At 31.2% G+C, this 26,553-nt stretch carries 24 protein-coding genes; 3 read left to right on the top strand and 21 right to left on the bottom strand.

Annotated elements, in window-relative coordinates; all coding sequences use genetic code 11:
- Window positions 1–23: 23 nt before the first annotated feature.
- On the top strand, window positions 24–2,699 hold the full coding sequence (locus J3477_RS16305) for a sigma-54-dependent transcriptional regulator (protein WP_228731297.1): 2,676 nt from the start codon (window positions 24–26) through the stop codon (window positions 2,697–2,699).
- Window positions 2,700–2,776: 77 nt separating this feature from the next.
- On the opposite strand, the gene J3477_RS16310 is transcribed toward J3477_RS16305, so the two are convergent.
- The 17 genes from J3477_RS16310 to J3477_RS16390 form a co-directional block, all read right to left on the bottom strand.
- Complete coding sequence (locus tag J3477_RS16310; protein WP_206871020.1) at window positions 2,777–3,595, bottom strand: Cof-type HAD-IIB family hydrolase; 819 nt, start codon at window positions 3,593–3,595, stop codon at window positions 2,777–2,779.
- A gap of 174 nt (window positions 3,596–3,769) precedes the next feature.
- Entirely contained in the window at window positions 3,770–5,320 is a 1,551-nt protein-coding gene (locus tag J3477_RS16315) for a nitrite/sulfite reductase (RefSeq protein ID WP_206871021.1), read from the bottom strand.
- 197 nt (window positions 5,321–5,517) lie between these two features.
- Window positions 5,518–6,357 (bottom strand): HAD family hydrolase, encoded by an 840-nt coding sequence (locus tag J3477_RS16320; protein WP_206871022.1) that lies wholly within the window; start codon window positions 6,355–6,357, stop codon window positions 5,518–5,520.
- A gap of 213 nt (window positions 6,358–6,570) precedes the next feature.
- Window positions 6,571–7,992 (bottom strand): glycoside hydrolase family 1 protein, encoded by a 1,422-nt coding sequence (locus J3477_RS16325; protein ID WP_206871023.1) that lies wholly within the window; start codon window positions 7,990–7,992, stop codon window positions 6,571–6,573.
- A gap of 355 nt (window positions 7,993–8,347) precedes the next feature.
- Window positions 8,348–8,947 (bottom strand): nitroreductase family protein, encoded by a 600-nt coding sequence (locus J3477_RS16330; RefSeq protein ID WP_206871024.1) that lies wholly within the window; start codon window positions 8,945–8,947, stop codon window positions 8,348–8,350.
- 421 nt (window positions 8,948–9,368) lie between these two features.
- On the bottom strand, window positions 9,369–9,530 hold the full coding sequence (locus J3477_RS16335) for a hypothetical protein (RefSeq protein ID WP_206871025.1): 162 nt from the start codon (window positions 9,528–9,530) through the stop codon (window positions 9,369–9,371).
- A 537-nt stretch (window positions 9,531–10,067) separates the two neighbouring features.
- A complete protein-coding gene (gene msrB / locus J3477_RS16340) occupies window positions 10,068–10,529 on the bottom strand; it encodes a peptide-methionine (R)-S-oxide reductase MsrB (RefSeq protein WP_206871026.1) in 462 nt (153 codons plus the stop codon).
- 31 nt (window positions 10,530–10,560) lie between these two features.
- Window positions 10,561–12,015: an Ig-like domain-containing protein gene (locus tag J3477_RS16345; protein WP_206871027.1), complete on the bottom strand. Its 1,455-nt coding sequence runs from the start codon at window positions 12,013–12,015 to the stop codon at window positions 10,561–10,563.
- A gap of 224 nt (window positions 12,016–12,239) precedes the next feature.
- Window positions 12,240–13,589, bottom strand: coding sequence for a phosphoglucosamine mutase (gene glmM / locus J3477_RS16350; RefSeq protein ID WP_206871028.1), 1,350 nt, complete (start codon window positions 13,587–13,589; stop codon window positions 12,240–12,242).
- Between the two features lie 325 nt (window positions 13,590–13,914).
- A complete protein-coding gene (locus J3477_RS16355) occupies window positions 13,915–14,739 on the bottom strand; it encodes an ABC transporter permease (RefSeq protein WP_206871029.1) in 825 nt (274 codons plus the stop codon).
- 12 nt (window positions 14,740–14,751) lie between these two features.
- Entirely contained in the window at window positions 14,752–15,576 is an 825-nt protein-coding gene (locus J3477_RS16360) for an ABC transporter permease (RefSeq protein ID WP_206871030.1), read from the bottom strand.
- 10 nt (window positions 15,577–15,586) lie between these two features.
- On the bottom strand, window positions 15,587–16,585 hold the full coding sequence (locus tag J3477_RS16365; protein ID WP_206871031.1) for an ABC transporter ATP-binding protein: 999 nt from the start codon (window positions 16,583–16,585) through the stop codon (window positions 15,587–15,589).
- A 122-nt stretch (window positions 16,586–16,707) separates the two neighbouring features.
- Entirely contained in the window at window positions 16,708–18,006 is a 1,299-nt protein-coding gene (locus tag J3477_RS16370; protein WP_206871032.1) for an MFS transporter, read from the bottom strand.
- A 110-nt stretch (window positions 18,007–18,116) separates the two neighbouring features.
- Window positions 18,117–18,908: a polymer-forming cytoskeletal protein gene (locus tag J3477_RS16375; RefSeq protein WP_206871033.1), complete on the bottom strand. Its 792-nt coding sequence runs from the start codon at window positions 18,906–18,908 to the stop codon at window positions 18,117–18,119.
- A gap of 18 nt (window positions 18,909–18,926) precedes the next feature.
- On the bottom strand, window positions 18,927–19,673 hold the full coding sequence (locus tag J3477_RS16380) for a cell shape determination protein CcmA (protein ID WP_206871034.1): 747 nt from the start codon (window positions 19,671–19,673) through the stop codon (window positions 18,927–18,929).
- A 15-nt stretch (window positions 19,674–19,688) separates the two neighbouring features.
- On the bottom strand, window positions 19,689–20,306 hold the full coding sequence (locus tag J3477_RS16385) for a DUF4004 family protein (protein ID WP_206871035.1): 618 nt from the start codon (window positions 20,304–20,306) through the stop codon (window positions 19,689–19,691).
- Window positions 20,307–20,520: 214 nt separating this feature from the next.
- A complete protein-coding gene (locus tag J3477_RS16390; RefSeq protein WP_206871036.1) occupies window positions 20,521–20,826 on the bottom strand; it encodes a YerC/YecD family TrpR-related protein in 306 nt (101 codons plus the stop codon).
- A gap of 149 nt (window positions 20,827–20,975) precedes the next feature.
- Between J3477_RS16390 and J3477_RS16395 the strand changes: the two genes are divergently transcribed.
- Both J3477_RS16395 and J3477_RS16400 read left to right on the top strand, forming a co-directional pair.
- Complete coding sequence (locus J3477_RS16395; RefSeq protein WP_206871037.1) at window positions 20,976–21,767, top strand: amino acid ABC transporter substrate-binding protein; 792 nt, start codon at window positions 20,976–20,978, stop codon at window positions 21,765–21,767.
- Window positions 21,768–21,798: 31 nt separating this feature from the next.
- Window positions 21,799–22,452 carry an amino acid ABC transporter permease gene (locus J3477_RS16400; protein WP_183279141.1) on the top strand — a complete coding sequence of 218 codons (654 nt, stop codon included), beginning with the start codon at window positions 21,799–21,801 and terminating at the stop codon, window positions 22,450–22,452.
- A gap of 107 nt (window positions 22,453–22,559) precedes the next feature.
- On the opposite strand, the gene J3477_RS16405 is transcribed toward J3477_RS16400, so the two are convergent.
- The 4 genes from J3477_RS16405 to ptb form a co-directional block, all read right to left on the bottom strand.
- A complete protein-coding gene (locus J3477_RS16405) occupies window positions 22,560–22,904 on the bottom strand; it encodes a phenylpyruvate tautomerase MIF-related protein (protein ID WP_206871038.1) in 345 nt (114 codons plus the stop codon).
- Window positions 22,905–23,286: 382 nt separating this feature from the next.
- Window positions 23,287–24,120: an AIM24 family protein gene (locus J3477_RS16410; protein WP_206871039.1), complete on the bottom strand. Its 834-nt coding sequence runs from the start codon at window positions 24,118–24,120 to the stop codon at window positions 23,287–23,289.
- 196 nt (window positions 24,121–24,316) lie between these two features.
- Window positions 24,317–25,387, bottom strand: a complete 1,071-nt coding sequence (gene buk / locus J3477_RS16415) for a butyrate kinase (protein ID WP_206871040.1) — start codon at window positions 25,385–25,387, stop codon at window positions 24,317–24,319.
- A 72-nt stretch (window positions 25,388–25,459) separates the two neighbouring features.
- Entirely contained in the window at window positions 25,460–26,365 is a 906-nt protein-coding gene (ptb, locus tag J3477_RS16420) for a phosphate butyryltransferase (protein WP_206871041.1), read from the bottom strand.
- Window positions 26,366–26,553: the final 188 nt, after the last annotated feature.

Here is a 26,553-nt window from a genome sequence, read left to right on the forward strand (position 1 = left end):
TCCCATAGCAAGGAGGGCTTTTCTTGAAAAAAGATGCAATATATGAAAAATTGTTAGAAGTAGATCCTGATCAAGGTATTGATGCAACTACTTTAGCATCAGTTTTAAATATGTCCAGATCAAACATAAGCCACGAACTTAATAAATTATTTAGAGAAGGAAAAATATTAAAAACTTCTACCCGCCCAGTATTATTTAGCGTACCACCGGATTTAGTTAAAGAAAAATCTAGCATGAACAAACTAGATTTTATGCTAAAGACTCAAATAAGTTTAAAAAAGGCCATAGAACAAGTTAAAGCAGCTATTCTTTATCCACCAAAAGGGATTCCTTCGTTAATTTTTGGTGAAACTGGAGTAGGTAAATCAATGATAGCATCATTAATGCACCAGTATGCAATAGATATGGGAATAAGAGAAAAGGACTCTCCTTTTATTGTATTCAATTGTGCTGATTACAGTAATAACTCACAGCTATTAACCTCAAGGCTTTTTGGAGTTAAGAAAGGCACCTATACTGGAGCAGATTCAGATAAAGTTGGATTAATAGAGAAAGCAAACGGAGGAGTTCTATTTCTTGATGAGGTTCATAGACTTCCTCCTGAAGGTCAAGAGGCCCTATTCACATTTCTTGATAGTGGACTTTTTATACCTTTAGGATCTGATAACCCTCAAAAATCTGATGTACTCATAATAACTGCTACTACTGAAGATCCTTCATCCTCCTTATTGCAAACCTTTACTAGAAGAATTCCTATGGTTATAAGAATTCCTTCTTTAAAAGAAAGGTCCTTAGATGAGAAGTTGTTTTTAATAAAGAATTTTTTTAAGCAAGAAAGTATTAAGATAGGCAGAGAGATTTATGTTTCCCTAAACACTATGAGAGCACTACTATCTTATGATTGCCCTAGTAATGTTGGGCAGCTAAAGAGTGATATCCAATTAATTTGCGCTAGAGCTTATTCTGAATATCTTACTAATATAAAAACTGATGTAAGAATAAGAAGCTCTAGTTTACCTTCTTATGTTAAAGAAGGCCTTTATAAAGGAAAGGAACATCGTCTACTTTGGAACAAAATCGTAGGAACAGAGATAGAATTTTTTAAATTCTCAAACTGCTGCCGTAACCTGCAAGATGATATATCTGACGAGGATAACTGTATATATCAATTGATTGAAGAGAAGCTAGAAGCTTTACAATCACAAGGTATATCTAATATAGCCATAGAAAATATATTAGAAAAAAATATAACAAAATACTTTCATAGCCATGTTATTGGGGTTTCAGACGTAATTAATAGAAAAAACTTGCTAACCATTATAGATAAAGATTGTCTTGATTGCGTAGATAATGTGGTATATTTTTTAACTACTGAACTTAAAAGAAGATTAAACAGCAAAATTTACACTGCATTAGCTCTTCATATAAACACTTTAATTAATAGAATAAATACAGATAACAGCATTGTTAACGCGGATTTAGATAAATTCAAAAATCTTTATCCTATTCAATATGAGATTGCTTCTAAGGCTAAAAAAATAATTGAAAAATATATAAATAAATCAATTCCAGAAGATGAGGTAGGTTATCTTACAATTTTTCTTCTGCCTGAAGATGAGTTTGAAAATAGTAGAAAAGAGAAAGTTAAAATAATATTAATTGCTCACGGTCACTACACTGCTACCTCTATGGCAGATGTAGCAAACCAGTTGTTAGGTGAAACTTATGTTGTAGGCATAAACGCACCTCTTGAAGTAAGTCCTTTAAAAGTTTTGGACAAGCTAAGAACATTAATTAGAAACAAACCAAATTCCAGAGGATACCTTCTGTTAGTGGATATGGGATCTCTTACAACCTTTGCTGATGCAATAGTAAATGAATTTAATATACCAGCTAAGGTTGTACCTCTAGCATCAACTCTTCATGTACTTGAAGCAGCTAGAAAAGCACTCCTTGGCTTTTCATTAGAAGAAATTCATAAGGAAGTAACAGCTGTAAATTCATACTTTCAAGGCGATAGATTTGATTTAAATATTTCAAAGGAATCTAAAAAAGTTTCTATCATAACAGCCTGCTTAACTGGTGAAGGAGCTGCCGTAGCGATAAAAAGTTTCCTAAATAATACGCTTAAATATGATAAAAATTACTTTGAGATACTTCATATAAGTTGTCTCCATAAGAATCAGTTTGCTAAAAAGTTAGAAGATTTAAGAAAAAGAACTGATATATTATTTATTATCTCCTCTTTTTCTGTTTCAACAGATATTAAACAATATGAAATGTATGATGTAATTAATATGAAAGCAATACCTGAAATCCAAGAAATGATTGATGTAAAAACCACTTTTTTAAAAATGCCTTCGCTACTAAAAGAAAATATAGATAACTTTGACGGATATGAACTTTATAACGCCGTACTATCAACAGTAGAAAAAATACAACAAAATCTTTCTATCAAATTAGCAGATGAAAAACTTATTGGTATCCTTCTTCATTTATCATTTATGGTAAGCAGATTGTCTAAAAGCGACTACTCTATAGAGTATTTACAAAGAGATGATTTTATAAAAGAAAACCGATATTTCTTTGATATAGTAAAAGATAGCTTACATCCACTAAAGGACAAATATTTTATAGACATATCTGATAATGAAGTATGCTATATAACAAGCTTCTTTTTAAATCTTTCTTTTGCCTAAACTAATTAGCCGTGCTCACATAAAATGATTTATGCAGCATAAAACGCCTCAGGAACTAACCTGAGGCGTTTGTGTACTTAGGTATTTTGGTTTAATATAAATTTCTCGATGACATAAGATACTCCATCTTCTTCATTGCTTTTAGTCACAAATTTAGCTAAAGCCTTTATTCTATCTGCTGCATTACCCATAGCTACTCCAAGGCCTGCATATTGAAGCATCTCTATATCATTATCTGCATCGCCAATTGCTATTATCTCGTCTCTAGCTATTCCAAGATACTTAGCCAGGCTTTCTACACCTAAAGCTTTATTGCAATCTTTGTTCATAAACTCTATCATGTACCCTACAGTTCTGATCACACTGTATTCTTGCTTCAAATCCTCTGGAATCTCGGTCATAACCTGATCCAGTATAGCACTCTCTTCTTCAAGAACAACCTTATGTATATCATCACTATCATTAATCTCATTAAGAAAATCAACTTTTCTTACCTTAAGGTTTAATCTCTTCTCTTCAGCCTCTGAAAGTTTGCTCAATTCACTTACTAAATCTTCTTTCTCAGTAAAGGCATGAACATAAGCACCTAACTCTTTTGTCCTAGTATAAATATATTTAAGATCTTTACCTGTTAGTACTGCACTACTGCTTACTACTGAATAGTCTGAACATCTACATATTACAGCACCATTAAGCCCAATCACATAATCATCGTATCCATTAAGACCTAACTTATCTAAATAATTCTTTATTCCTTGAACTGGCCTCCCAGAAGTTAGTACTACCTTTATTCCTAAATCCATTGCTTTCTTTACACTATCTCTTGTAGAGTCTAATAAAGATTTATCATTTTGAAGAAGAGTACCATCCATATCTATTGCCATAAGCCTATACATAATTCACCCCACCCTTTAAATTAAGGCGCTGTTAAAGCACCATGTTGAAATTAAGCGGTTAGCCATCCGATGCTTTAATGAGCTTACGCATAACCACTTAATTTCAATAATATTCTTAAATATACTCTAAACCAATTATTATGTTATTTAACTTTGAGGTTATAAAATTTATTTCTAAACTGCAAACTTAGCTACTAATTGTTTAAAACTTTCTTCATTTTGCTCTAACCAATTAATAAATTCTATATTTTCTTCTTTTATAGTGCTCGCTAATTCAAATAAAAACTCCGGAACTTCATCTTGAAGTATATCTCCATACGAATCCCCAAGCCTAGTAACACCTTCACCTAACGCACCCTTAACATTAAGTTCAAATACATTTTTAGACTCGTTATTTATTCTCTTCATTTTACCTTGGAAGCCTATGATTCCAATTTCATGTACTCCACAGGAATTTGGACATCCTGATATATGAATTCTTGGTAAAATATCATCAGTTAAATTTTCTTCTTTGAATTTAGCTATTATTTCTTGTAAGGTTTTTTGTCCATTTAATATACCAATTTGGCATGTAGGCACACCGATGCAAGCTACTGATTGCTCTAATCTAGTTTCTCCACCTAATGCTTTTGTAAGATATATTAATCTTTCAGCTTCTTGTCCATTAAGATTTCTAATATATAAACCTTCATTCATAGTAAGTCTTACTTCTGTTTCCTCAATGTTCTTTAGTTCATCCAATAGCATTTTTAAAACTGATAACTTTAATTGTCCTCCTACTGGATGGAAGTAGACACTATAAAGTCCTTCTTGCTTTTGTTTAAAAAGTCTAAGACTATTTAACTCTGTATCAATACCTTGTTTTACTACTTCTTTAGTTACTAAATCTAATTCTAGGTTCTGTGTTTCCTTAACTTGTGCTAAGTGCTTTTTATAACATTCTATAAATTGCTCAGCTCCCATTCTTTCAACTATGTATCTAATACGAGCTTTACCATGATTTTCGTAATCACCTTCTGCAATAAATAGATTAGTTATAGCTTCTACATGATATAGAACATCTTTAGGTTCTACTATTTCATCAAATGGCACTGCCAATCTCGGATTTCTTCCGATTCCACCACCTATATATAATTTAAAGTATTCTTTATTATTTTCTTTTACCGCTAAGAAACCTAAATCCGCAACTGTTGCATGAGCCTCATCTGCATTACTGCTTGCAAAAGCAACTTTTAGTTTTCTAGGCAACTTATAGCTTCTTATCTTACTTACAAAATGTTCATTAACTTTTATTGCATATGGCGTTACATCAAAAGCTTCCTCAGGATCAGCCCCCGAAAGTGGTGAAAGTGCTACATTTCTTGGAAAGTTTCCACCAGCTCCTCTAGTATATATTTCTTCCTCTAGACCTGCTAACATAATCTCACAGATATCATCTATTCCTAGTCCATGAAGTTGTATCGCCTGTCTAGTTGTAAGATGTATTCCATCAAGATTATATTTGCTTGCGAAATCATATATTAATTGAAGCTTATCAATTGATATTACTCCTGAAAAAGTTCTCAATCTAACCATAAATTCTGTTCCACTTCTATGAGCATATACGCCCATGCCCCCTGAAGTTTTCTTAAAATCATTCCTGCTTATTTCACCACTTAAAAATTTATGCCCTACTTCTCTAAAATTTTCAATATCACTTGTTAACTGTTCTTTTAAATTTTCCATTACTTTCACCCCAATAAATAAAGTTATATTTCTGTTGACTGTACATTCTTATACAAAAGTATACTACTATATTTATTGCAAGTAAAACTATGATTTTAATCATAAACCTACTTAAACATCTAAAACACCATGAAATCTTGCTCTATCATTATCTAAAGTATATTTCTATTCAAAGTATACTTATAAGAATATATGGATTAAATCAATTTATGTTTTATAAAACTATTATAAATTCCCCCCTCATCATGAGTATCAGTGATATCATATGCAATTTCTTTTAACTTGTCATTTGCATTTCCCATAGCTATACCATACTCTACATATTGAAGCATTTCAGAATCATTAACACCATCTCCATAAGCATAGCAGTCTTCTTTAGATAAATTTAGATGTTCAAGAAGCATCTCTATAGCTATAGCCTTATGTATTCCAGGAAGTGATAATTCACCACTGTTTTCTCCAAATATTGGAATTGTGGTTGAAATAACATTGAATTTCTCTTCAAATTCTTTCTTTATTATCTCTATAGAAATCTCCGAACCTAAGAAAGATACTTTATTGATATCACTTCTAAACAAGTCTTCCTCCTCTATTAGACAGTCTATAAAAGGTGACATACCTGCTTCTAATTCCGCTCTCTCTTTTGCATCTAGATTAGGATTACCAAAAAATATTTCTCTAAGATGTTTTTTACAGTTCCTACTTGCATATAATCCACCATTAGATTCCAAATAAAAATCTATATTGTTATCATTAAAATAGGTTACTAGATGTTTTACATCTTCGTCTGCCACTCTTTTATGAAATAACACGTTTTCTCCTATTTCAATATATCCTCCAGCAGCTGCTATAACTCCATCAAATCCAATTTCCATTATGTGATCAAAAAGCTCTGCCTTTGAACGGCCTGTACACAAAAATACATAATGACCATTTTTCCTTGCTTCTTTTACTGCTACTTTTGCACTCTCTGGAATTATTCCATTATCATTTACTAAGGTACCATCTACATCTAAAAATATTACTTTCTTACTCACTTGATTTCTCCTTTGCAATATATACGCTATTAATTTAACTACGCTCAAATCAGCTTCAATTTTATTGTATAGCCCTAAAAAATTTCTTAAGCTATCGAAACATACAAATTTAGTTAACTTGAGAATTTTATAATTTCATATATAGTAAAAAAGAGTTAACTTTTACATTAACCCTCTTTTACCGTTTAAATAACTTTTAAAGTAATCTTGAAATTAAGCTAAATTTTCCCCATTGGTTTCAATAACTTGCTTATACCAATAGAAACTCTTCTTAGGTCTTCTGCTCAAATCACCATTTCCATCATTATCTTTATCTACGTATATGAACCCATAACGCTTTTTCATCTCTCCAGTAGATGCACTTACTAAATCTATACAGCCCCACATAGTGTATCCCATGAGCTCAACACCATCCTTAACTGCTTCTTCCATTTCAACTATATGATCTCTTAAGTAATCAATTCTGTAATCATCATTAATTGAACCGTCTTCTTCTATTACATCTACTGCACCTAATCCATTTTCAACAACCATTACAGGTATTTGATATCTATCATAAATATGGTTTAGAGTCCATCTTAATCCCTTAGGATCAATCTGCCATCCCCAATCTGAAGCTTTTAAGTATGGATTCTTTAATCCTCCTAGTAAGTTTCCTTTTGCTTCTTCTTGCTTAGCTGGATCAGCACTTACTGCATTAGACATATAATAACTAAATGAATAGAAATCCACAGTACCTTCTTTTAGTATATCTAAATCTCCATCCTCCATTTTGATATCTATACCCTTTTCTTCAAAATGTCGAAGCGCAAATCCTGGATAGTAACCTCTCACCTGAACATCTCCACAAAGCATGTTTTGTATTTGATCCGATTTTTGTGCTAATAATATATCATCTGGGTTACAAGTAAGTGGATAAAGAGTCATATATGCTATCATGCATCCTATCTTAAAATCAGGATTAATTTCATGTCCTAATTTTACAGCTTTTGCACTTGCTACAAATTGATGATGTAATGCTTGAAATCTTAGTTTAGCTGAGTCTTCTCCTTCTTTAACTAATACTCCGCCTCCCATGAAAGCACCAAAATCAATAGTTAGACAATTTATCTCATTAAAAGTCAACCAATACTTTACTTTATCTTTGTATCTTCTAAAAATTGTTTCACAATATCTTACATAGCAGTCTATAACTTCTCTTCCTGCCCATCCATTATACTTTTGAGTAAGTCCAAATGGAGTTTCATAATGAGATATTGTTACTAATGGCTCAATTCCATTTTTCTTTAACTCATCAAATACATCATCATAAAATTTTAATCCGTCTTCATTTGGCTCTAATTCATCACCATTTGGAAATATTCTTGTCCAGTTTATCGACATACGAAAAGTTTTAAAGCCCATATCTCCAAACATTTTTATATCTTCTTTATAGTGTCCATAGAAGTCAATTGCTTCATGACTTGGATAATATGTTCCTTCTTCTAAAACCGGAGTAACTCTTCTTGGAGTTGTATGCGTTCCACCAGTCATCATATCAGCAGTGCTTGGACCCTTACCACCTTTATTCCATCCACCTTCAAATTGGTTAGCAGCAGTTGCTCCCCCCCATAAAAATCCATCTTTCATCTTCATAAAAATACCTCCTAAATGTTTAAATTTAAATTATAAATTATATTAACATTTATTATCTATTACGCTAAATTACCCTACAGCTACATTATAACCTTTTCATTCTGATGAATTTTTTCTAATTTTGAAAACATTCAGTCACGGTGATTAGTTTATAAACTACTTATTTTCTTTGAACTATTATTAAAATTTTACGTATATAAAATGTATACTAAATAAATTTGGGATATAAAACACCTTTACAGGTAATTTTATATCCCAATATTTTATATAAAAAATCCTTAGGCTAATACCCTTAGATTTGTTTACACATATACCTCGCAAACTTTATGTTAAGAATGCCTGGTTTAACTATATATTATTTAAATACCTTTACTCTTTCTTCTAGTGGTTGGAACTGCTTTTCACCTGGCTCTGCAGTTGGCTTTCCAAATGGCATTTGACCGATAAGCTTCCAATTGTTAGGTATGCTCCATTCTGATTTTACATCTTGTTCAATAAGCTCATTATAGTGTTGTAATGAAGCTCCGAAACCTTCTAGCTCTAATCCTGTCCAAACAACAAATTGATGCATACCGCTTGCTTGTTGAGACCAAACTGGGAAGTTGTCTTTATAAAGAGCAAATTGTTTTTGTAATGATTCAACTACACTATTATCCTCAAAGAATAAAACTGTTCCATATCCATTTCTAAATGAGTTTATTTTCTCTTCAGTAGAACCGAATTGATCAGCTGGTACTACTTTTCTTAAAGCTTCTTTTGTAATATCCCACAATCTATCATGCTGAGCTCCTAATAATAAGACTACTCTTGCACTTTGTGAGTTAAATGCTGATGGTACATATTTTACTGCCTCTTCAACTATCTCTTTGATTCTATCATCTGAGACTACAGTCTCCTTACTAATACCATAATATGATCTTCTAAGTTCTATTGCATCATAAAAATTCTTTTCCATTTATATTCCCTCCAAATTTAAAATTTATATTATATTTTGTACAAGATCTTTTATTGTCATAAATACTTCACTATATTATTGTTATCAACTAACTTATTGTAACTTGCTATATTTAGATTATATGATTATAATTCTCAATAGTCAAGTATTTTTATAAAATTTTTTGAATGTTTTTACCAAATACTTTATTAATAGAAACAACCGTTTATATTATTATTGAAATATCAGAGTTAGAACATATTAATTTCAGCACAGAATCAAACATTACAAAATAAAAAAACATAAAAGATCCATACTATATCTTTTATGTTTCTATGGTGTACTATATTCATTTTATATATTCTTATATTCTCCTTTACTATCCGTAAAGTATAAATAAAAGAACCCCATGCAAAGGGTTCTTTTACTATATTTATATTAACTATTCCCCTATAGCAGATAATCTTTCTAGATCAGCAATTATCACTCTTACTAAATCAAGTTTTCCTCGTGCATAATCCTTGTCATTTAAGTATTCCATACCTAGTTCAATGCATCTTTCTGTTTCTTTATATTCACTTAATAATCTTTCTAATTCACTCATAATTAACACCTCTAAATTTTAATAAACTCACACCTGATTGAATTTGTACTAATCTCTTTTAGCTTTACCAATCTTTATCGGTAGTGCAATACCGTGGGACATCCGCCGAAACCTCGATACTCCCCATCCTCGTCAACTTAAAGATCTTTCGATCCAATTAAGTCCTGGCGCTTTATTTTTATAAAAAGTTTTGAATTTAAATTTTATTCTAATAAAACTCTTTAACTTACGAAGCCTCCTCTCTATTAATAATATGTAAATCACTGATTTATTGAACCTTTTTCTTCTGTAACATCAATAATATTGTTGTACATCTTTAATTAAATTTTAGCACACTATATTTATTTTTCACCTTCGTTCATTGAAATTTATTAATTCATTAAAAAAACTTTTAGTTTCTAATATAAGAAAGCCGCTGAGATTACCATCTTCAGCGACTTTTTTACACATCTGTTTTTCAAAATTCATATTATGAAAACTTGGCAGACTAATAAGTTTTATTTTTAATTATATTCTCTATAGATAAACTTCTCTTTACTAAATAAATATATTAAATAAGGTTAGGTATTCAGCATATCCTTCTTCTACTAATCTTTCTTTAGGTATAAATCTCAAAGCAGCTGAATTAATACAATATCTGAGACCACCTTCTGCTTCTGGACCATCTGTAAATACATGACCTAAGTGTGAATCAGCATCTGCACTCCTAACTTCTACTCTGCGCATATTATGTGTCAAATCAGCTTTTTCATTTATGAAATCATTATTTAAAGGTTTGGTGAATGCTGGCCATCCACAGCCTGAATCATATTTATCATTGGATGAAAATAATGGTTCACCAGACACGATATCAACGTATATGCCATCCTCTACATTTGTATCATATTCATTTGTGAACGGTCTTTCAGTTCCATTATTTTGAGTTATTTCATATTGGATTGGAGTTAATCTTTCTCTTAACTCTTCATCACTTTCTTTTGTGTATTTATTATTTCCCAAAGTCTTTCCCTCCTGTAACTATGCTAATTTTTTATTTACTCTTTAGTTCTACTAATTTTATATCATTAGTAGTTATATCTCTGTAGGTTAAGTATCTATCGCATATATTCACATCTGTAACACCTTTTGCATCTACTATTTTTTTCTTTGATGAATCAACCTCATCAATTACATATATGCCTTCATTATTAGAGTAATATATTTTATTATCTGCTATATTAACACATATAATGTCTTTCTCTAATACTTTATCCTCCTTAGTATCTATATCTTTCATGTGTAGTTCTCCTGTCGGATGACTAAAATAGTTATAATTTATATCTTTATCATTTAACATAAAACTATACTCGTATTTTTGAGTGACTTGAGAGTACTTAGGTATCATTTTATCTTGCGGATTTTTTATTAATATTTCTCCAGTATTTAGATTTCTTGATTTTAAATAATCATAATCTATATTTGAGCTTTTATCACTTACAATTTCATATTGAAAATATTTTTCTGTTGAACTATCTGGATAATACTCTTTATAAAAAATCTCTTTATTATTTACATCAAGTATATCTGCATATTTTCCTTGAGATAAAACTTTGTAATTCTCTCCATTAGTATTTACTCTAAAAACTTCAGTGTAATACTCTGAGTTTACATATCCCGTTAATTTTGTTCCTATTATAGTATCATCAATCACCCTAAGATTATAAAATGTAGTTATAAGATTTTTTTCTTCTTTTACATCAGTCAATTTTTTCTTATCTGTTCCATCTAGATTCATCTTATATAGATTGTTATTATCTTCTCCATCTACAAAATAAATAGTTTTATCTTTTTGAACCATATTAGATTTATTATTTATGTTCCCTTCTGTATTACCTGTAAACTTTACTATGTCTAACTTACACTCTACAGGTTTATTGATCAGCTCTAGATTTCCGCCTAATATATATGTTCCTGCTGTGTCAGTAGTAAGAGGTTTAGCGAACCATTTTACTTTAAATTCTACTTCTTTTTTATCTATGGTAAGCGCCTTTACTGCATCTGGCATTACTAGACTTTGGCCTTCGTAAATTTTTATACTCTCTTTATTAAATTTTAATGAATTTATTATCTCATCTAAACGTGACTTATAAGCTTCTTTATCATTTGTCTTTTCTATACTATCTTTTAATAAAGTTATTGCTCCTATAATATCTGCTTTACCTTCTAATGCTTGTGATTTCATTAGTATAGCTTTATTATCTTTATCTGATATCTTAAGGACCTTATCGCAATAAGTTATAGTATCCTGATATTTTTTTGAGTTCATAGTTATTTCCGCTCTCTTAATGTAGTAAAAAGTCTTTATCTTATTTAAGTTTATAACTATTGAAATTACTAATACCAATACTACTAAGATAGAAATCAACGTAATTATCGGCCTTTTTAAACTCTTTTTGTTTTCTATCTTTTCCGCTTCTGCATCATTACTTGATTCATCCATCTTCATTAAACTCCCTCCAAAAAAGCTTTCTTATTATTATATTTTTGCTAAGGCTTGGTTATTACTGAATAAGAATCATAACTTGTTTTTATAAACTTTAAGTAACAAAATTCTCTAACTTTAATACAATATTATTAAGATACTTTAGAAGGGATTGCTGTATAAAAAAGAACATAATAAAAAAGTCGCTGAATCTTCAGCGACTTTTTTAACGTATCTACCTTTTCATATTAATTATTAGCTTTTTGCTCAATTAATTTAGCTAAATCATGAGCCATTTTATCTATTTCTTCTTGATTTTCTCCCTCGAGCATAACCCTTACTAACGGTTCTGTACCAGAAGGTCTTATAAGAACTCTTCCAACTCCATGAAGTGCTTCTTCTATTTTCTTTATTTCATTCTTTATTTCTTCATCTTCTTCATGTATATTCTTTTTTTCGTTTGGAATCTTTGCATTGGCAAGAACCTGTGGTAATTCATGCATTATAGATGCTAGTTCACTTAAAGTTTTACCGCTTTTCTTTATTATTGAAGCCATTTGAAGAGCTGTAACTAGACCATCACCTGTAGTATTGAAATCTAAGAATATAATATGACCAGATTGTTCACCACCTAATACATATCCATCCTTAACCATTTCCTCAAGAACATATCTATCTCCAACTTTAGTATCTATTGTCTTTATTCCTTCTCTTTCACAAGCTAACTTAAGCCCTAAGTTACTCATTACAGTGACTACTAAAGTATCATCTTTCAATCTTCCTAGTTCTTTCAAATGCTTTGCACAAAGTGTCATTGCGAAGTCTCCGTTGATAAGCTTTCCTTTTTCATCAACAGCAAGACATCTATCAGCATCACCATCAAATGCAAAACCAACATCACAACCTTTTTTTATTACATAATCCATTAGCTCTTCTGGATGAGTTGAACCGCAGTTTTCATTTATGTTAGTTCCATCTGGATTATCATTTATAACAAATACGTCTGCTCCAAGATCTCTAAAAGCTTGAACAGCAGCAGAATAACATGCACCATTAGCACAATCTAAAGCAACTCTAAGTCCTTCTAAGTCAAAAGCTATTGTTTGCTTTGCAAATTCTATATAATCTTCTAATGCTCCAACTTCTCTTCTCTTTCTTCCTACATTTTCTCCTGTAGGACTTGGCACACCTTCAAAATTACTTTCTATAACTCTCTGTATTTCATCCTCTAGCTCATCTTGAAGTTTATACCCTTTATTGTCAAAAAACTTAATTCCATTATATTCTACTGGATTATGGGATGCTGATATCATTATTCCAGCATCAGCTCCGTACTCTCTTGTTAAATAAGCTATTGCTGGAGTAGGTACAACTCCTAATGCTACTGCTTCTGCACCAACTGATAATATACCTGCAACTAAAGCTGATTCAAGCATATCACAAGATATTCTTGTATCTTTTCCAACTAATATCTTAGGTTTATGGGTTCCTTCTGTTAATACATACGCCCCAGCTCTTCCTAAGTTATAAGCTGTAAGTGCAGTAAGCTCAGTATTAGCAATACCTCTAACTCCATCAGTTCCAAACATTCTTCCCATATAATATATACCTCACCTTTGCATTTTTACTTTTTTGTACAGATGATTACTTTCATCCTTAAATTTATATTTTCAAACCTTTTCACAAGAAACCGTGAGAATCTTGAAAATAATTTTTTACATTAAAGCAATTCATCTTTATATATGACTTATTTTATCAAATTAAATCTTTACTTAAAACATATAAATGTTTAATTTGACAAACAGACTATAAATAGCCTCTAGTGTATATTATATGAATGTTGATGCAATTAATCAACAACGAAGAAATTACAATACCTTTAATTTTTAAATAAAATTCGATATAAACTTTTTATTTCTCCCTTTAATATCCAGATAGTCCTCTATCTCTACATTTTCCCTCAACCTTCATGAAGATAAAATATCCAATCCAAAGCAATGCGATCATGAATCCACATAGTATTACAAATTGCAGTCTAAGGTCAATTATAGACTTTTGTCCTACAAGTATTGATCTAACGCTATCATTGAGATATGTTAATGGAATAGCAAATGCTATTGGTAATAAATACTTTGGAAATATCTGAATAGGAAAATATCCTCCCGAAAACCCAGATAAAAGTGAATTTGATATATCTACTACAGTATTAGCATTTTTTATTATCAAAACTAAGCTTGCCATAATTAAACCTAGTCCAATTAATGCTATAATTCCTGGACACATATATAAAAGTGCTTTTATAATATTACCATTTATATTAAACCCAAATAAAAAGTGACAAACTATACCAGTAACAACTATTTCAACAGTACATCTTAAAAATTCAAATATAGAACTGGACACTACTAGTATTGCTCTATTAACAGGAGCAGTCCAATTAGATTCCAATACCCCATCCATCATCTCATCTTTCATGGAAAAACCAACACTCCACATCGCGGCTCCACTATAAGCCGAAATCATAAAACCAATTACTAAAAATCCCATGTAATCAGAACTTCCAGTATAGGCCTGAAATCCACTTAAGCTATTTCCCTGAGAAAACACTTTAGACATAAAATAAAACGGACTTAACCATATTATTGGATCTACTATAAAGAAAAATATATTCAGTGGATACCTAAAATATATTTTAGCTTTCATTATAAAGCGTGCTCTTATAACTCTCATAACTTTTTTCAGCTCCAAATCAGCACCTCCCTAAAATCTTTCTAAAGATCCTTCCATTTTTACTTTTCTTTCTACTAAAACAAAAACTAATCTTCCTATTATAAGATATATCAAACTTACTATTAGACATGTTATTATCTGACTAAATGCTGATTCTATCCCTTCACCTTCAACCATTACTTTTCTAGCAGCTTCAATGCCATAAGTAAACGGAAAAGCTTTAGATAAAGCTTGCATCCATCCAGGCATGACACTAATAGGAAAAGAGATTCCGCATAATATCATAACTAATCCTCTTACTAGTTGTACTGCTATATTGGCATCCTTAAGCCAAAGCACAAGACTTGCAAATATCATTCCAAATCCAATTACACCTGGAATCATAACAATAAATATTGCCATCCATTCTAATAAATTTCCTGAAAAACTCATTCTATAAATAAAGGTATACTCAACCATACTCACAAATATATAAGTAAATCCTATAAATATATTTACTAAGGCTCCCCCAAATAATATATCAATCTTTTTTATTGGACAAAGCCATAAAGACTCTAGAGTTCCTCTTCTCTGCTCTTGTCTTAAAAAGGTTCCGAAAGTCCACATCATAGTGTTTACCCACATGTATACCATAACCCCAACCGCTATAAAAGCAGTGTAATTAGTAGTTCCTGCTATCTCTTTAAAGGTGTTAAGTCCTCCTTGGTCTGGTCCTGCAAGACCAACTGCACTTAATATATATATTATCGGGAACATAAGGGGCCATATTATAAGCCCAGGTATCCAGTCTTTATACCTTGTGACCTCTGTAAACTCTTTTCTGCCTACAGCAAGAATAGTTCGTATTCTATTCATAATCTCACCCCTAATCCCTAAGTTTCTTTCCCGTAAGGTGTATAAATACATCTTCTAAGGATGGTATAACAACATTCATGCTTTTTATTGATATCTTATTTCTTCCAAGAAAATCTATTATCTCTTGAACTATATTTTCTTTTTCATCATGATGTATTAATAGTTCATAACTATTTCTTTCTTCCATGTAACTTACAGTTACATTTTTTATATTTTCTAATTTCTTAAGTTTGGTAGTTATTTCATCAGAAATACTATTTACTTCTATCTTTATACTTCTCACATCACTTATAGTCTTCTTTAGATTATCAGGTGTATCTAAAGTTATTATTTTTCCTCCATCAACTATAGCAATCCTATCACATAGAAAATCAGCTTCTTCCATATAGTGTGTTGTCAAAAGTATAGTCTTACCTTCACTTTTAAGAGATGTTATTATCTCTCTCAAATTTAATGCTGATTGAGGATCTAATCCTAAAGTTGGTTCATCAAGTAAAACCACAGGGGCATCAGGAATTAGTGCTTTACCAAGTGCTACCTTTTGTTTCATACCAGTTGAAAATTTTTCTACTGTTTCATCTGCTTTTTCGATTATATCTAACTTTTTTAATATTCTTTCCGCTCTTATTTTAGCTTCTTTTTTAGAAAATCCATATAAGGATGCAAAGTATTCTAAGTTTTCTCTTGCTGTAAGCTTCCAATAAATACTCCTATCTCCTGCTAGTACTGTACCTATCTGACTTAATGCTTTAGAAGAGTCTTTTTCCACATCCAGTCCATTTACTAGCACTCTTCCAGACGTAGGTCTTAGAAGTCCTGTAATCATTTTTATAGTTGTAGTTTTTCCTGCTCCATTAGGACCTAACAGCCCAAATATCTCACCTTTATATATATCAAAAGATACACCTTCAACAGCTATAAATTCTTTCTTCTCAATAACCTTCAAAAATTTCTTTTTTATCGATATAAAAACCTTTCTTACATTCTCAACTTGAACCACTTTTTGCATTTATTTACATCATCCTTCCTAAAAAAATAGTACCTTAGGCACCACTATTTATAGCTAATAGAAATTCTTATATTGTTTTCTTTTTGATTTTAAACTTTACCAATAAATTAAATTACTGAACCTTACATTATATCTTCTATAGTCTGCTTTTCTGGATCATAGTTAATAACCTTCTTCACTGATTTCATAAATGCAAAACATATAATAAAAAGAAGAGTTGCTCCAAAACTTCCGCATATAACTTGTTTTGCGCCTAATATTCCTCCAAGAACTCCACCTATAACCATGCCAATTGGGGAAAGTGCTTGAGTAAAGGTACCAATTAAAGCAAATACCTTTCCTCTCATATCTTGTGGGACAATAAGTTGCGCTGCTGTATTTAATAAAGTGTTAAGTACAGCATTCAAGGCTCCTGCTATAAATAACAATATACAAATAGCATATATATTTTCAGTGATAGGTGCTATCATAACCATAGCCATGCTTATAATGCCGCTGCTTACAAAAACAACAAATTTATTTTTAGGTGCTATCTTTATTATCGATAAAGTCAGCATCCCGGAGATCATTCCTAGAGTAAATATCCCCATTGCAAGACCATATTTCTTTGCATCTAATCCTGGAGTGGAATTAAAATAAGGCATGAACAATACCAAACCTACTTGTGCAAAAAAATTGATAACACATGCTAATATAATAATATTTCTTAAACCCTCAAATTTTATTGAAAACTTAAGTCCATCAACAAAATCTTCTTTAAAATTAGATTTCTCTTTTTTATGAATAACTTTAGGAACCTTTAAGAATAACTCAAGAGAACCAGAGAAAAGATATGAAAACCCATTCAATAAGAACATTATAGGCGCTCCTAGAATTGAAAAAATTGCACCACCAGCCATTGTTCCTACTAAATTTGCTCCTGTGTTTGACATTTGATAACTAGAATTTGCCTGTAAAAGTCTTTCTTTAGGTACTAAATCAGGCAATACCGAACTTATACTAGGTCCAAAAAATGCTGAACATATCCCAAGTACTATCCCAGCAGTCATCACCATCCATACAGACCCTACACCTTTGTATATCGCAAAACCAACTGATACAATCGCTACCCCACGTATTAAATCAGCTAGTATAATAATCAACTTTCTATTTGCTCTATCTACCCAAACACCTGCAAACGGTGATATTGCAATCCTTGGAATCATTGTAATTGCCATAATGGTCCCCATAAGAGCCGAAGATCCTGTAACAGCTAAAACCCAAAATCCTAATGCAATTTCATAAATAGCATCCCCAAAACATGATACAAGCTGCCCTTGCCATAATAAAAAGAAGTTTTTATTCCAAAGTTTTTCTGTGTTTTTAAAAACACCTTCATCAGTAGTATCGGAATATTGAATCTCTTTTATTTCTTCACTCATATTTATTTCTCCTATTTTATTTATACTTACATCTTAATAGTCATTGTTAGTCTATAAATGAAAAAGTATTTTTGAAATATCATTAATAAACCATCTATCACACTACTACCTTATAGCTTAATCTGATTCTTAACAATTGCTCCATCTAATATGGTAATGCTATCACTATATTCTACAGTATCTATTTCACATTTTTCTCCAATAGTTATGTTTTTTCCTCTTACAATGGAGGCTTTGGTTACTTCAAGATAGATATTATCTCCTTCAATAGAATCACAAATTAATCTACTTTTACTAAAAGAAGCAAATCTTATAAAACTCATAACAAAGGAATCCTTGGATCTGAGTCTAACTTCAATTTCCTTTCCTCCAATTTCATTAGTTTTACATTCTCCACCTGGATTTATTTCTATCTTTTCTGCATTAAGCATCTCACCAATATTAAATGCACCATAGCAGGTGAAATGTTCTGCTTCACAATTACCACCTATTCTTACTCCACCAAATATCTTTATGCTATCACCTTTTAAGTTTCCGCCAACTTTAGAATCTCCTGATATTTTTAACTGACCTACAGATAAGTCTCCACCTATCTTTGAATCTCCACTGACCTTCATCTCATCACTAGTTATATTACCATTAATAGACGAAGATCCTGATACTGAAAATAATGAACTTTTTACATCTCCTTTTATTGATGCATCTCCACTTATCTTAAACTCCTGGCATAGCACATCTCCAACAACATTAGATGAACCTGAGCATTTAAAATCAACACAATCTAAATTACCATTAATCTCACCTGCACCACTAATCTTTACGGAATTAAACTTTCCTCCACCAAACTTACCTGACCCTGATATCTTCAAATCTGATCTATCACTATAATAACTTCTCTCCATTATTAAATTCCTCCTTTTCTATAATTGAACTTGCTCTATAACTTTGCTGCTTGGATCAATAGATATTGTATTATGATATTCAACTCTTTGAATGGTACATTTTTTTCCTATAACTACATCAGTGCCTCTTACAATTCTAGCTGTAGTTGACTCTAAATATATATCGTCTCCTTCAATAACATTACAATCAAGTTCATCAAGAGAGTAATTAAATATAGCTTTTGTTATTTTAGATAGAATTCCTACACTCCAATTTCCAAGCCTTACATTTATACTTCTTCCACCCATTTCTGAAACTTCACACTTACCACTAATTTCAACTGATATATTTTCACTATTAAGAAGACCACCAATCTTGAACGCTCCAGAACATTTAAAATCTTCAGCTTCACAATCTCCAACTATACTTGTAGCTCCTTGTATATCAATAGTTTCACTACTAAGATTCCCACATACTTTTAAGCTTCCTTGTATATTACTTCTCTTACTATTTAAATTTCCACCTATCTTGCCTGCTCCACTTATGTTGCAAGCCTCAGCCTCTACATTTCCTGTACATTTAGTAGCTCCACTAACGTTATAAGTTACAGTCTTCACATTGCCTTCAAATTTTGCTGCACCAGCTGCCTCAAATTCAACACAATCTATATCTCCGTTAATCTTTGCTGCTCCACTAACCTGTACTCTATTAAATTTACCACCACCAGAGCTACCAGCTCCCGAAATTTCTAAATCTCCTCTATCTTCATAATATCTATCATTCATAATACCCTTAACCTCCTATACTAAATTAGTTATAACTTTTTCTGTAAAACCACTTAAATTAATTCTTTCTAAGACTTTACCATCACCTAATATAATATTTGCTGAATCTGCTAGTATTCCTATTCCTACTCCCATCTTTCGAACAAATACAAGCTCAAAGTCTTTTTCTTTTATATTACTATAATTTTCTATTAATCCTTTTATTGTAAAATTAATTTCATCTAAATTCAAGTTACCTTGTTCCAACAAGTATTTGTATAATGCCAAGAAGACTATGTCATCTACGCTCAATTCATCTTTTAGACTAAAGTTATTTTTGTACATATCTAGAACATGCTGTGTAACAATGTTTCCTTTTAATATATCTTCTATATAAAATTTAGAGGATATAGAACTCCCTTGAAATCTTTCTGCTAGATCATCTAAGGAAACATCATCTTTCATCTCAACTATTCTATTTATTCTATCTAATATTTTATCCTTAGGAAAATAGGTTTCTTGTCCTGTAAAAGAAGACTTCTTTATAAACCACTCCTCAGGTATTAAGTTTTTCCTTTTCCATCTATATAGCTGACCATAAGATATGCCAGTAAGTTCTAATAACTCTTTTTTTGATATCAAATTTTCTTCCATTTTCATTCCTCCTTGAATTCAGTATAACAAAACATTGTTACGTTAGCAATACTTATTTTTAAAAAATGTAAAAGCCACCATCAAAAAAGATGGTGGCTTTTAACAAACCTACTTATATTATCTTGCTTGTATCTACATTTGATAAGCGAAATATAAATTAGCAAGCGTTAAAATAACTGCAGGTATATGTAATTATTCGTAAAACATTGTTTTATTACTTATCTTTCTTATTTAATCTTTCTAAGACCGTGTTATATCCGTCACTACCATAATTCAAACATCTATTAACCCTACTTATAGTAGCAGTACTAGCTCCAGTATCATTTGCTATTTCAGTATATGTTTTCTTTTCTTTAAGCATAGTTGCTACTTGTAATCTCTGCACTAAAGCTTTTATTTCATTTATTGTAGCTACATCTTCAAAAAATCTATAGCACTCTTCCGTATTTTCTAAACTTAATATAGCTTTAAAAAAATAATCCATATCATCACTTTTTAGCTTTGATTCATAATTGCTCATGTAATCACCTCACATCAGTATTTTAACACCTTATACTTAACTTTACCATATGTTTTAGCAATTGGTTATATTTTTATTCATTTATCACTTTACAACTTTATTATATTAAAGTATAATATGATTATCAGGTACTCAGGAGGATGTTAATTATGAATAAAATTGTTAAGAGATTATTATCAGTTGTAGCTATTACAACTATTTCATTATCATTAATAAGTTGCGGACAAACTAAGAAAGATTCTAATGCTAATTCGAATACTATAGTAGTTGGACTGGATGATTCTTTTCCACCAATGGGCTTTAAAAACAGCAAAGGTGAACTTCAAGGTTTTGATATAGATATGGCAAAAGAGATAGCAAAACGTACAAATAAAGAAATAAAATTTATGCCTTATAATTGGGATGGTATCATACCAGGTATAAAGCAAAAGAAATTTGATGTAATAATTTCCGCAATGAGCGTAACACCAGAAAGAGAAAAAGAAATTGCTTTTTCAACTCCATACTTAAATGAAAGACAAGTAGTTGTAGTGAAGAAGGACAATACTTCTATAACTTCACCAGATGACCTTAAAGGTAAAACAGTTGGAGTACAAAAAGGTAGTACAAGTGAAGATGCTATAAAAGATACAAAGGCTACTTTTAAAGATACAAAGTTATATGATGAAAACATTGCCGCTCTTCAAGACTTACAAATAGGTCGTATAGATGCAGTTGTAGTAGATGAATTAGTTGCAAGATATTATATAAAAGAAAAAGCTGACACTTACAAGGTTTTAGATAAATCAGTTGCTACAGAGCCTATAGCTATAGGACTTAGACAAGAAGATAAAGATCTTAAAGCTACTTTTGATAAAGTAATAAAAGAAATGCAAGAAGATGGAACTCTTGCAAAGATATCAAAAACTTGGTTTGGTGAAGATATTACATCTTCAAAATAATTTATATCATTTACAGAAAGGTTGTTTTTTTATGAAGGTCGAAATCATTTCAACATACCTTCCCATATTATTGGAGGGTTGTTTAAGAACAATAGAACTTACCGTTATATCAATTTTATGTGGACTATTATTAGCTTTCATAGTTGTTTTAATGAAGCTTTCAAAGAATAAAGTACTAAAATCAATAGGAACATTCTATACTTGGTTCTTTAGAGGAATTCCCTTAATGATTCTACTTTTCATAATCTATTTCGGACTTCCAGAAGTAAATATAACCCTTACTTCATTTGAAGCAGCTATATTAGGACTAAGTATAAATATATCTGCATATGTAGCCGAAGCTATAAGAGGCGCTATGTTATCAGTAAACAAAAATCAATGGGAAGCTGCACAAACAGAAGGACTTAATTTTATACAAACAGTATTTTATATAATACTTCCACAAAGTTTAGGTCGTATGCTTCCAGCTGTTGCAAATGAATTTATAGCATTGCTTAAAGATACAGCTTTAGTATCAACTATAGCCATGACAGATTTGATGAACAACGCTCAGCATATGGCAAATGTATCTTTTAGACCTTTAGAAATATTTTTCATGGCATCTATAATGTATCTTATAATGACAACATTCTTTACTACAGGTTTCAAGTTTGTTGAGAAAAAATTTGCCCTAGCAGATTTATAATATAAAAAAACTGAAGTGTTTTTCTTCAGTTTTTTTGCGCATCCGCCTTTCCGAATGTATATGAGGAAAATCTGGCATGCGACACATTCTTCAATAAAAACCTTAATCTAGAAATTTTCTCCGTTCCAGCCCCAATTATTCACTTCTTCATATTTTACATATATTGATTCTTTACCAATTGAAAGCTCTTCGTTATAAAGCTCACATATTGCCTTTGTAAGCTTACTTAAAGCTTCTTTAGATGTACTTCCAAATATTTTCACTTCTATAAAAGCTCCATATTCTAATTTATCCCCTTTAAAATATAACGGATATTCATCTTGGAAGCCTACCATTAACCACTGTTCACTCTTTCCAGGGATTAATTCTATCAGTTTCCCTAGTTCATCCTTTAATTTATTCTTTTTCTCTTCAGTTAACTTTACAGTTACTTTTGAATCAATAAATGGCATTATAAATCCTCCCATAAAAAATCATGATCGAGAAATAAACTTTCCCATATAAAAATGCAGGATAACTCCTGCATTTATGTATATTTTTTTATTTATTATTGTTCTTCATTTCCTCATGCTTAAACTGCTCGCTTTTTACAGTAACATAAACTCCAACAATCGCAAATGCAGCAAGGAAAAAAATAACCACTGTAGTCATAAGATCCATTCTGCTCACCTCCTTAATTCTACCAAATAAACTAAACTTTAAATCTTCACCCATTCTCATTACTTATCAGCACAATATCAATAGTTATATTTTATCACAAAATTCGAAATCATTACATCTTGTTATTAAAGTTAAAGATTAAATTATATTTTATATATTTTTAAATTATCTCTTCTATTGCTCGTTATCATGATCCCCTGAAGGATTGGTCATAGCATTTAAGCCAATGGATTGTAGCTTATCATACACAACTTTAGTTGGCACTAACCATACCTCACCGGTTCCTTTATAGACATTAAGAAAACCTTCTCCACTTGTTGCTGAACCAATGATTGACTTTGAAGACTTTTCTACTGTAAACTCTATCCCGCCTGTTCTTAATATAGCAAAGTTTCCGTCAACCTTCAATGTATCATTTGAGAGCCTACATTTAAATATTTCATTTTCAGGAACCGGTATTTCAACAACTACAATTCCACTACCACTTATCTTTGTTTGAAATAACCCTTCATTGCCTAATAACATTGAAGATATCGACTTCTGCATAGCTGAACCTATTTCTACAGTATCTTCACAAGCATAAAATATGCCATCATCAACAATTACCTCTTCATTTTCCAATTCTAATAAAGCATAGTGTCCAAATGAAGGTTCTAAAAATATTTCTCCATTCCCCTCATATCTAGGCTTGAATATAGTTTCTCCTGTAAGCTTACTATTAATAAGCTTTTTACCAAAGCCTAAAACTCCACCTACTTTATTTTGAAGTTCGATATCTCCCTTTAGGTAACTTAACGCCCCAGATTCAAGTTTGACAGCACTATCTTCAAGTATTATTCTAATTTGCTTAAGTTTTATTCCAGCATCCTTCATAAACTTAAATTTTATAGCTGAATCTACATCATTGCCTCCAGTTAACTCATCGAACTCTAATACTTGAAAAACTGAATCTCCTGTCATTTCAGCTAATTTTGTAAGCTTATTTGTTATGTTTAGTGAAGTTCTCATTATTTTCCCTCCTTACACCACATCTAATTTTTAAGTTACATATATAAAACAGTGAATAGCTGCTCACAAAACAACTAATTTATCCAATTAAAAATATAATACCATAAATTTCAAGAAATATGTATATGAAAAAAGCACTATAAACTTCTAAATTATCTAGAACTTTATAGTACTTATAAAAATCTCTGTTTATATATTATTTATATTCCTTTGCAACTTCTTCACCACTTAGTACTCTTATAGTTCCTTGAGCAAGGGCTAGAAGTTCATCTTCTCCTGGGTAAACTACAACTGGAGCTATCCAATCTACATTGCTTGTTATTGTATTTGTAACTACTTTGCCATATGCTATACCACCAGTAAGTATTATAGCATCTACCTTACCTTTAAGTACAACAGCATATTCACCGATAGCTTTTGAAACTTGATACATGAATGCATCATAAACTAATTTTGCTTCCGCGTTTCCTTCAGCTGCTAACTTTTCTACATCTCTTGCATCATTTGTATTTAAATAAGCAACGAATCCACCTTTACCAACAATCTTCTTGTATATTTCATCTTGTGAGTATTTGCCGCTAAAGCACATTTTTACTAGATCACCAGATGGTACTGATCCTGATCTTTCAGGTGAAAATGCACCTTCTCCATCTAATGCATTGTTCACATCAATAATCTTACCATTCTTATGAGCGCCTACTGAAACTCCTCCGCCCATATGAACAACTACTAAATTTACGTCCTCGTATGCTTTTCCATTTTCTTTTGCGTATCTCTTAGCAACCGCCTTTTGATTTAAGGCATGGAATATACTTTTTCTAGGAAGTTCTGGAACTCCTGAAGGTCTTGCAACATCTTGTAATTCATCAACAACAACTGGATCCACTATGAATGCTGGCTTTCCTATTTCACTTGCTATTTCATTAGCTATTATTCCTCCAAGATTTGAAGCATGTTGCCCTTGAGCACCGTTCTTTAAATCTTCAAGCATAACTTCATTAACTGCATAAGTTCCACCAGCTATAGGCTTTAGCATTCCACCTCTGCCTACTACAGCATCTAGCGTGCTTACATCAAAATTCTTTTCTTTTAATACATTTAGAATTACATCTTTTCTAAATTGAAATTGATCATAAATTGTAGCATAAGCATTTATTTCTTCAGATGAATGTCTAAGTGTTTCTACGATTAATTCTTTTTCATCTTCATAAACACCTATTTTTGTGGAAGTTGAACCTGGATTAATAATTAAAATTTTGTAAGCCATTATTTTTCTCCTCCTTGAAGAATATCCTATGAAAATAAGTATAATTAAACTATAGATAATATTTCAAAAATATTATTTAGTGTTAGCTACTAATGCTGCTAAAGCAATTGAGTTTACCTTTGTTTCGAAACTATCTGCTCTTGAAGTTAGTATAACCGGAGCTGCAGTACCAACTAGTATTCCACCATTTCTAGATTTTGATGTCATAGTTAAACATTTATACATAACATTTGCAGTTTCAATGTTTGGTAGCAAGAATATGTCTGCTTTTCCTGCAACAGGACCAGTAACATTTTTGTGATGTGCAGCTTCTTCTGATAATGCATTATCAAAAGCAAGAGGTCCATCTACTATACAACCCTTTATTTGTCCTCTATCATTCATTTTTGCAAGTAGTGCCGCATCTATTGTAGCAGGCATATCAGGATTAACTACTTCTACAGCGCAAATTGGTGCAACCTTTGGTAATTTTAATCCACAAGCATGAGCAACTTTAACTGAATTATTTAATATATCTATCTTAGCCTTTAGGTCTGGATATGTATTAAAAGCAGCATCAGTTAAATATATCAATCTGTCTATTCCTTCAATCTCAAATACAGCTACGTGAGACATAAGCTTACCAGTTCTTAATCCAACTTCTTTATTAAGTACACTTCTTAAGAAAGTAGCAGTATCAACTAAGCCTTTCATAACCATATCAGCTTTTCCCTTTGCTACTAATTCAACCGCATAAAGAGCTGCTTTCTTAGGATCTGGTTCATTAATAAGATCATATTCCTTTAAATCCATACCTATTTTATCTGCAAGTTCTCTTATTTTAGCTTGATCTCCAACTAGTATGGCATCAGCTATTCCTCTTTCTTTTGCTGCTTTAATTGCTTCAAGAACAGGTTCATCTTGTGCTACTGCTACAGATACCTTTTTCTTTGTTACTTCTTTTAGCTTTGATAGTAATTCATCAAAATTTTTACTCATTTATTCCTGCACCTCTTCTTATTTTTTAGTTTGACATAATAGCCATTCTACTTCATAAGCTTATGCAATTTAACGCCATCGCATAAGTTAAAAAAGCTATATTTTTTGTTAATTTTATAACAAATTAGTTTATAAAAATTATATACTAGTTAAAAATAAACTGAATTTATGTTTCAATATTTTGAACA

The sequence above is a fragment of the Clostridium zeae genome (assembly GCF_017312485.1).
In the GTDB taxonomy this organism is placed as follows: domain Bacteria; phylum Bacillota; class Clostridia; order Clostridiales; family Clostridiaceae; genus Clostridium_AR; species Clostridium_AR zeae.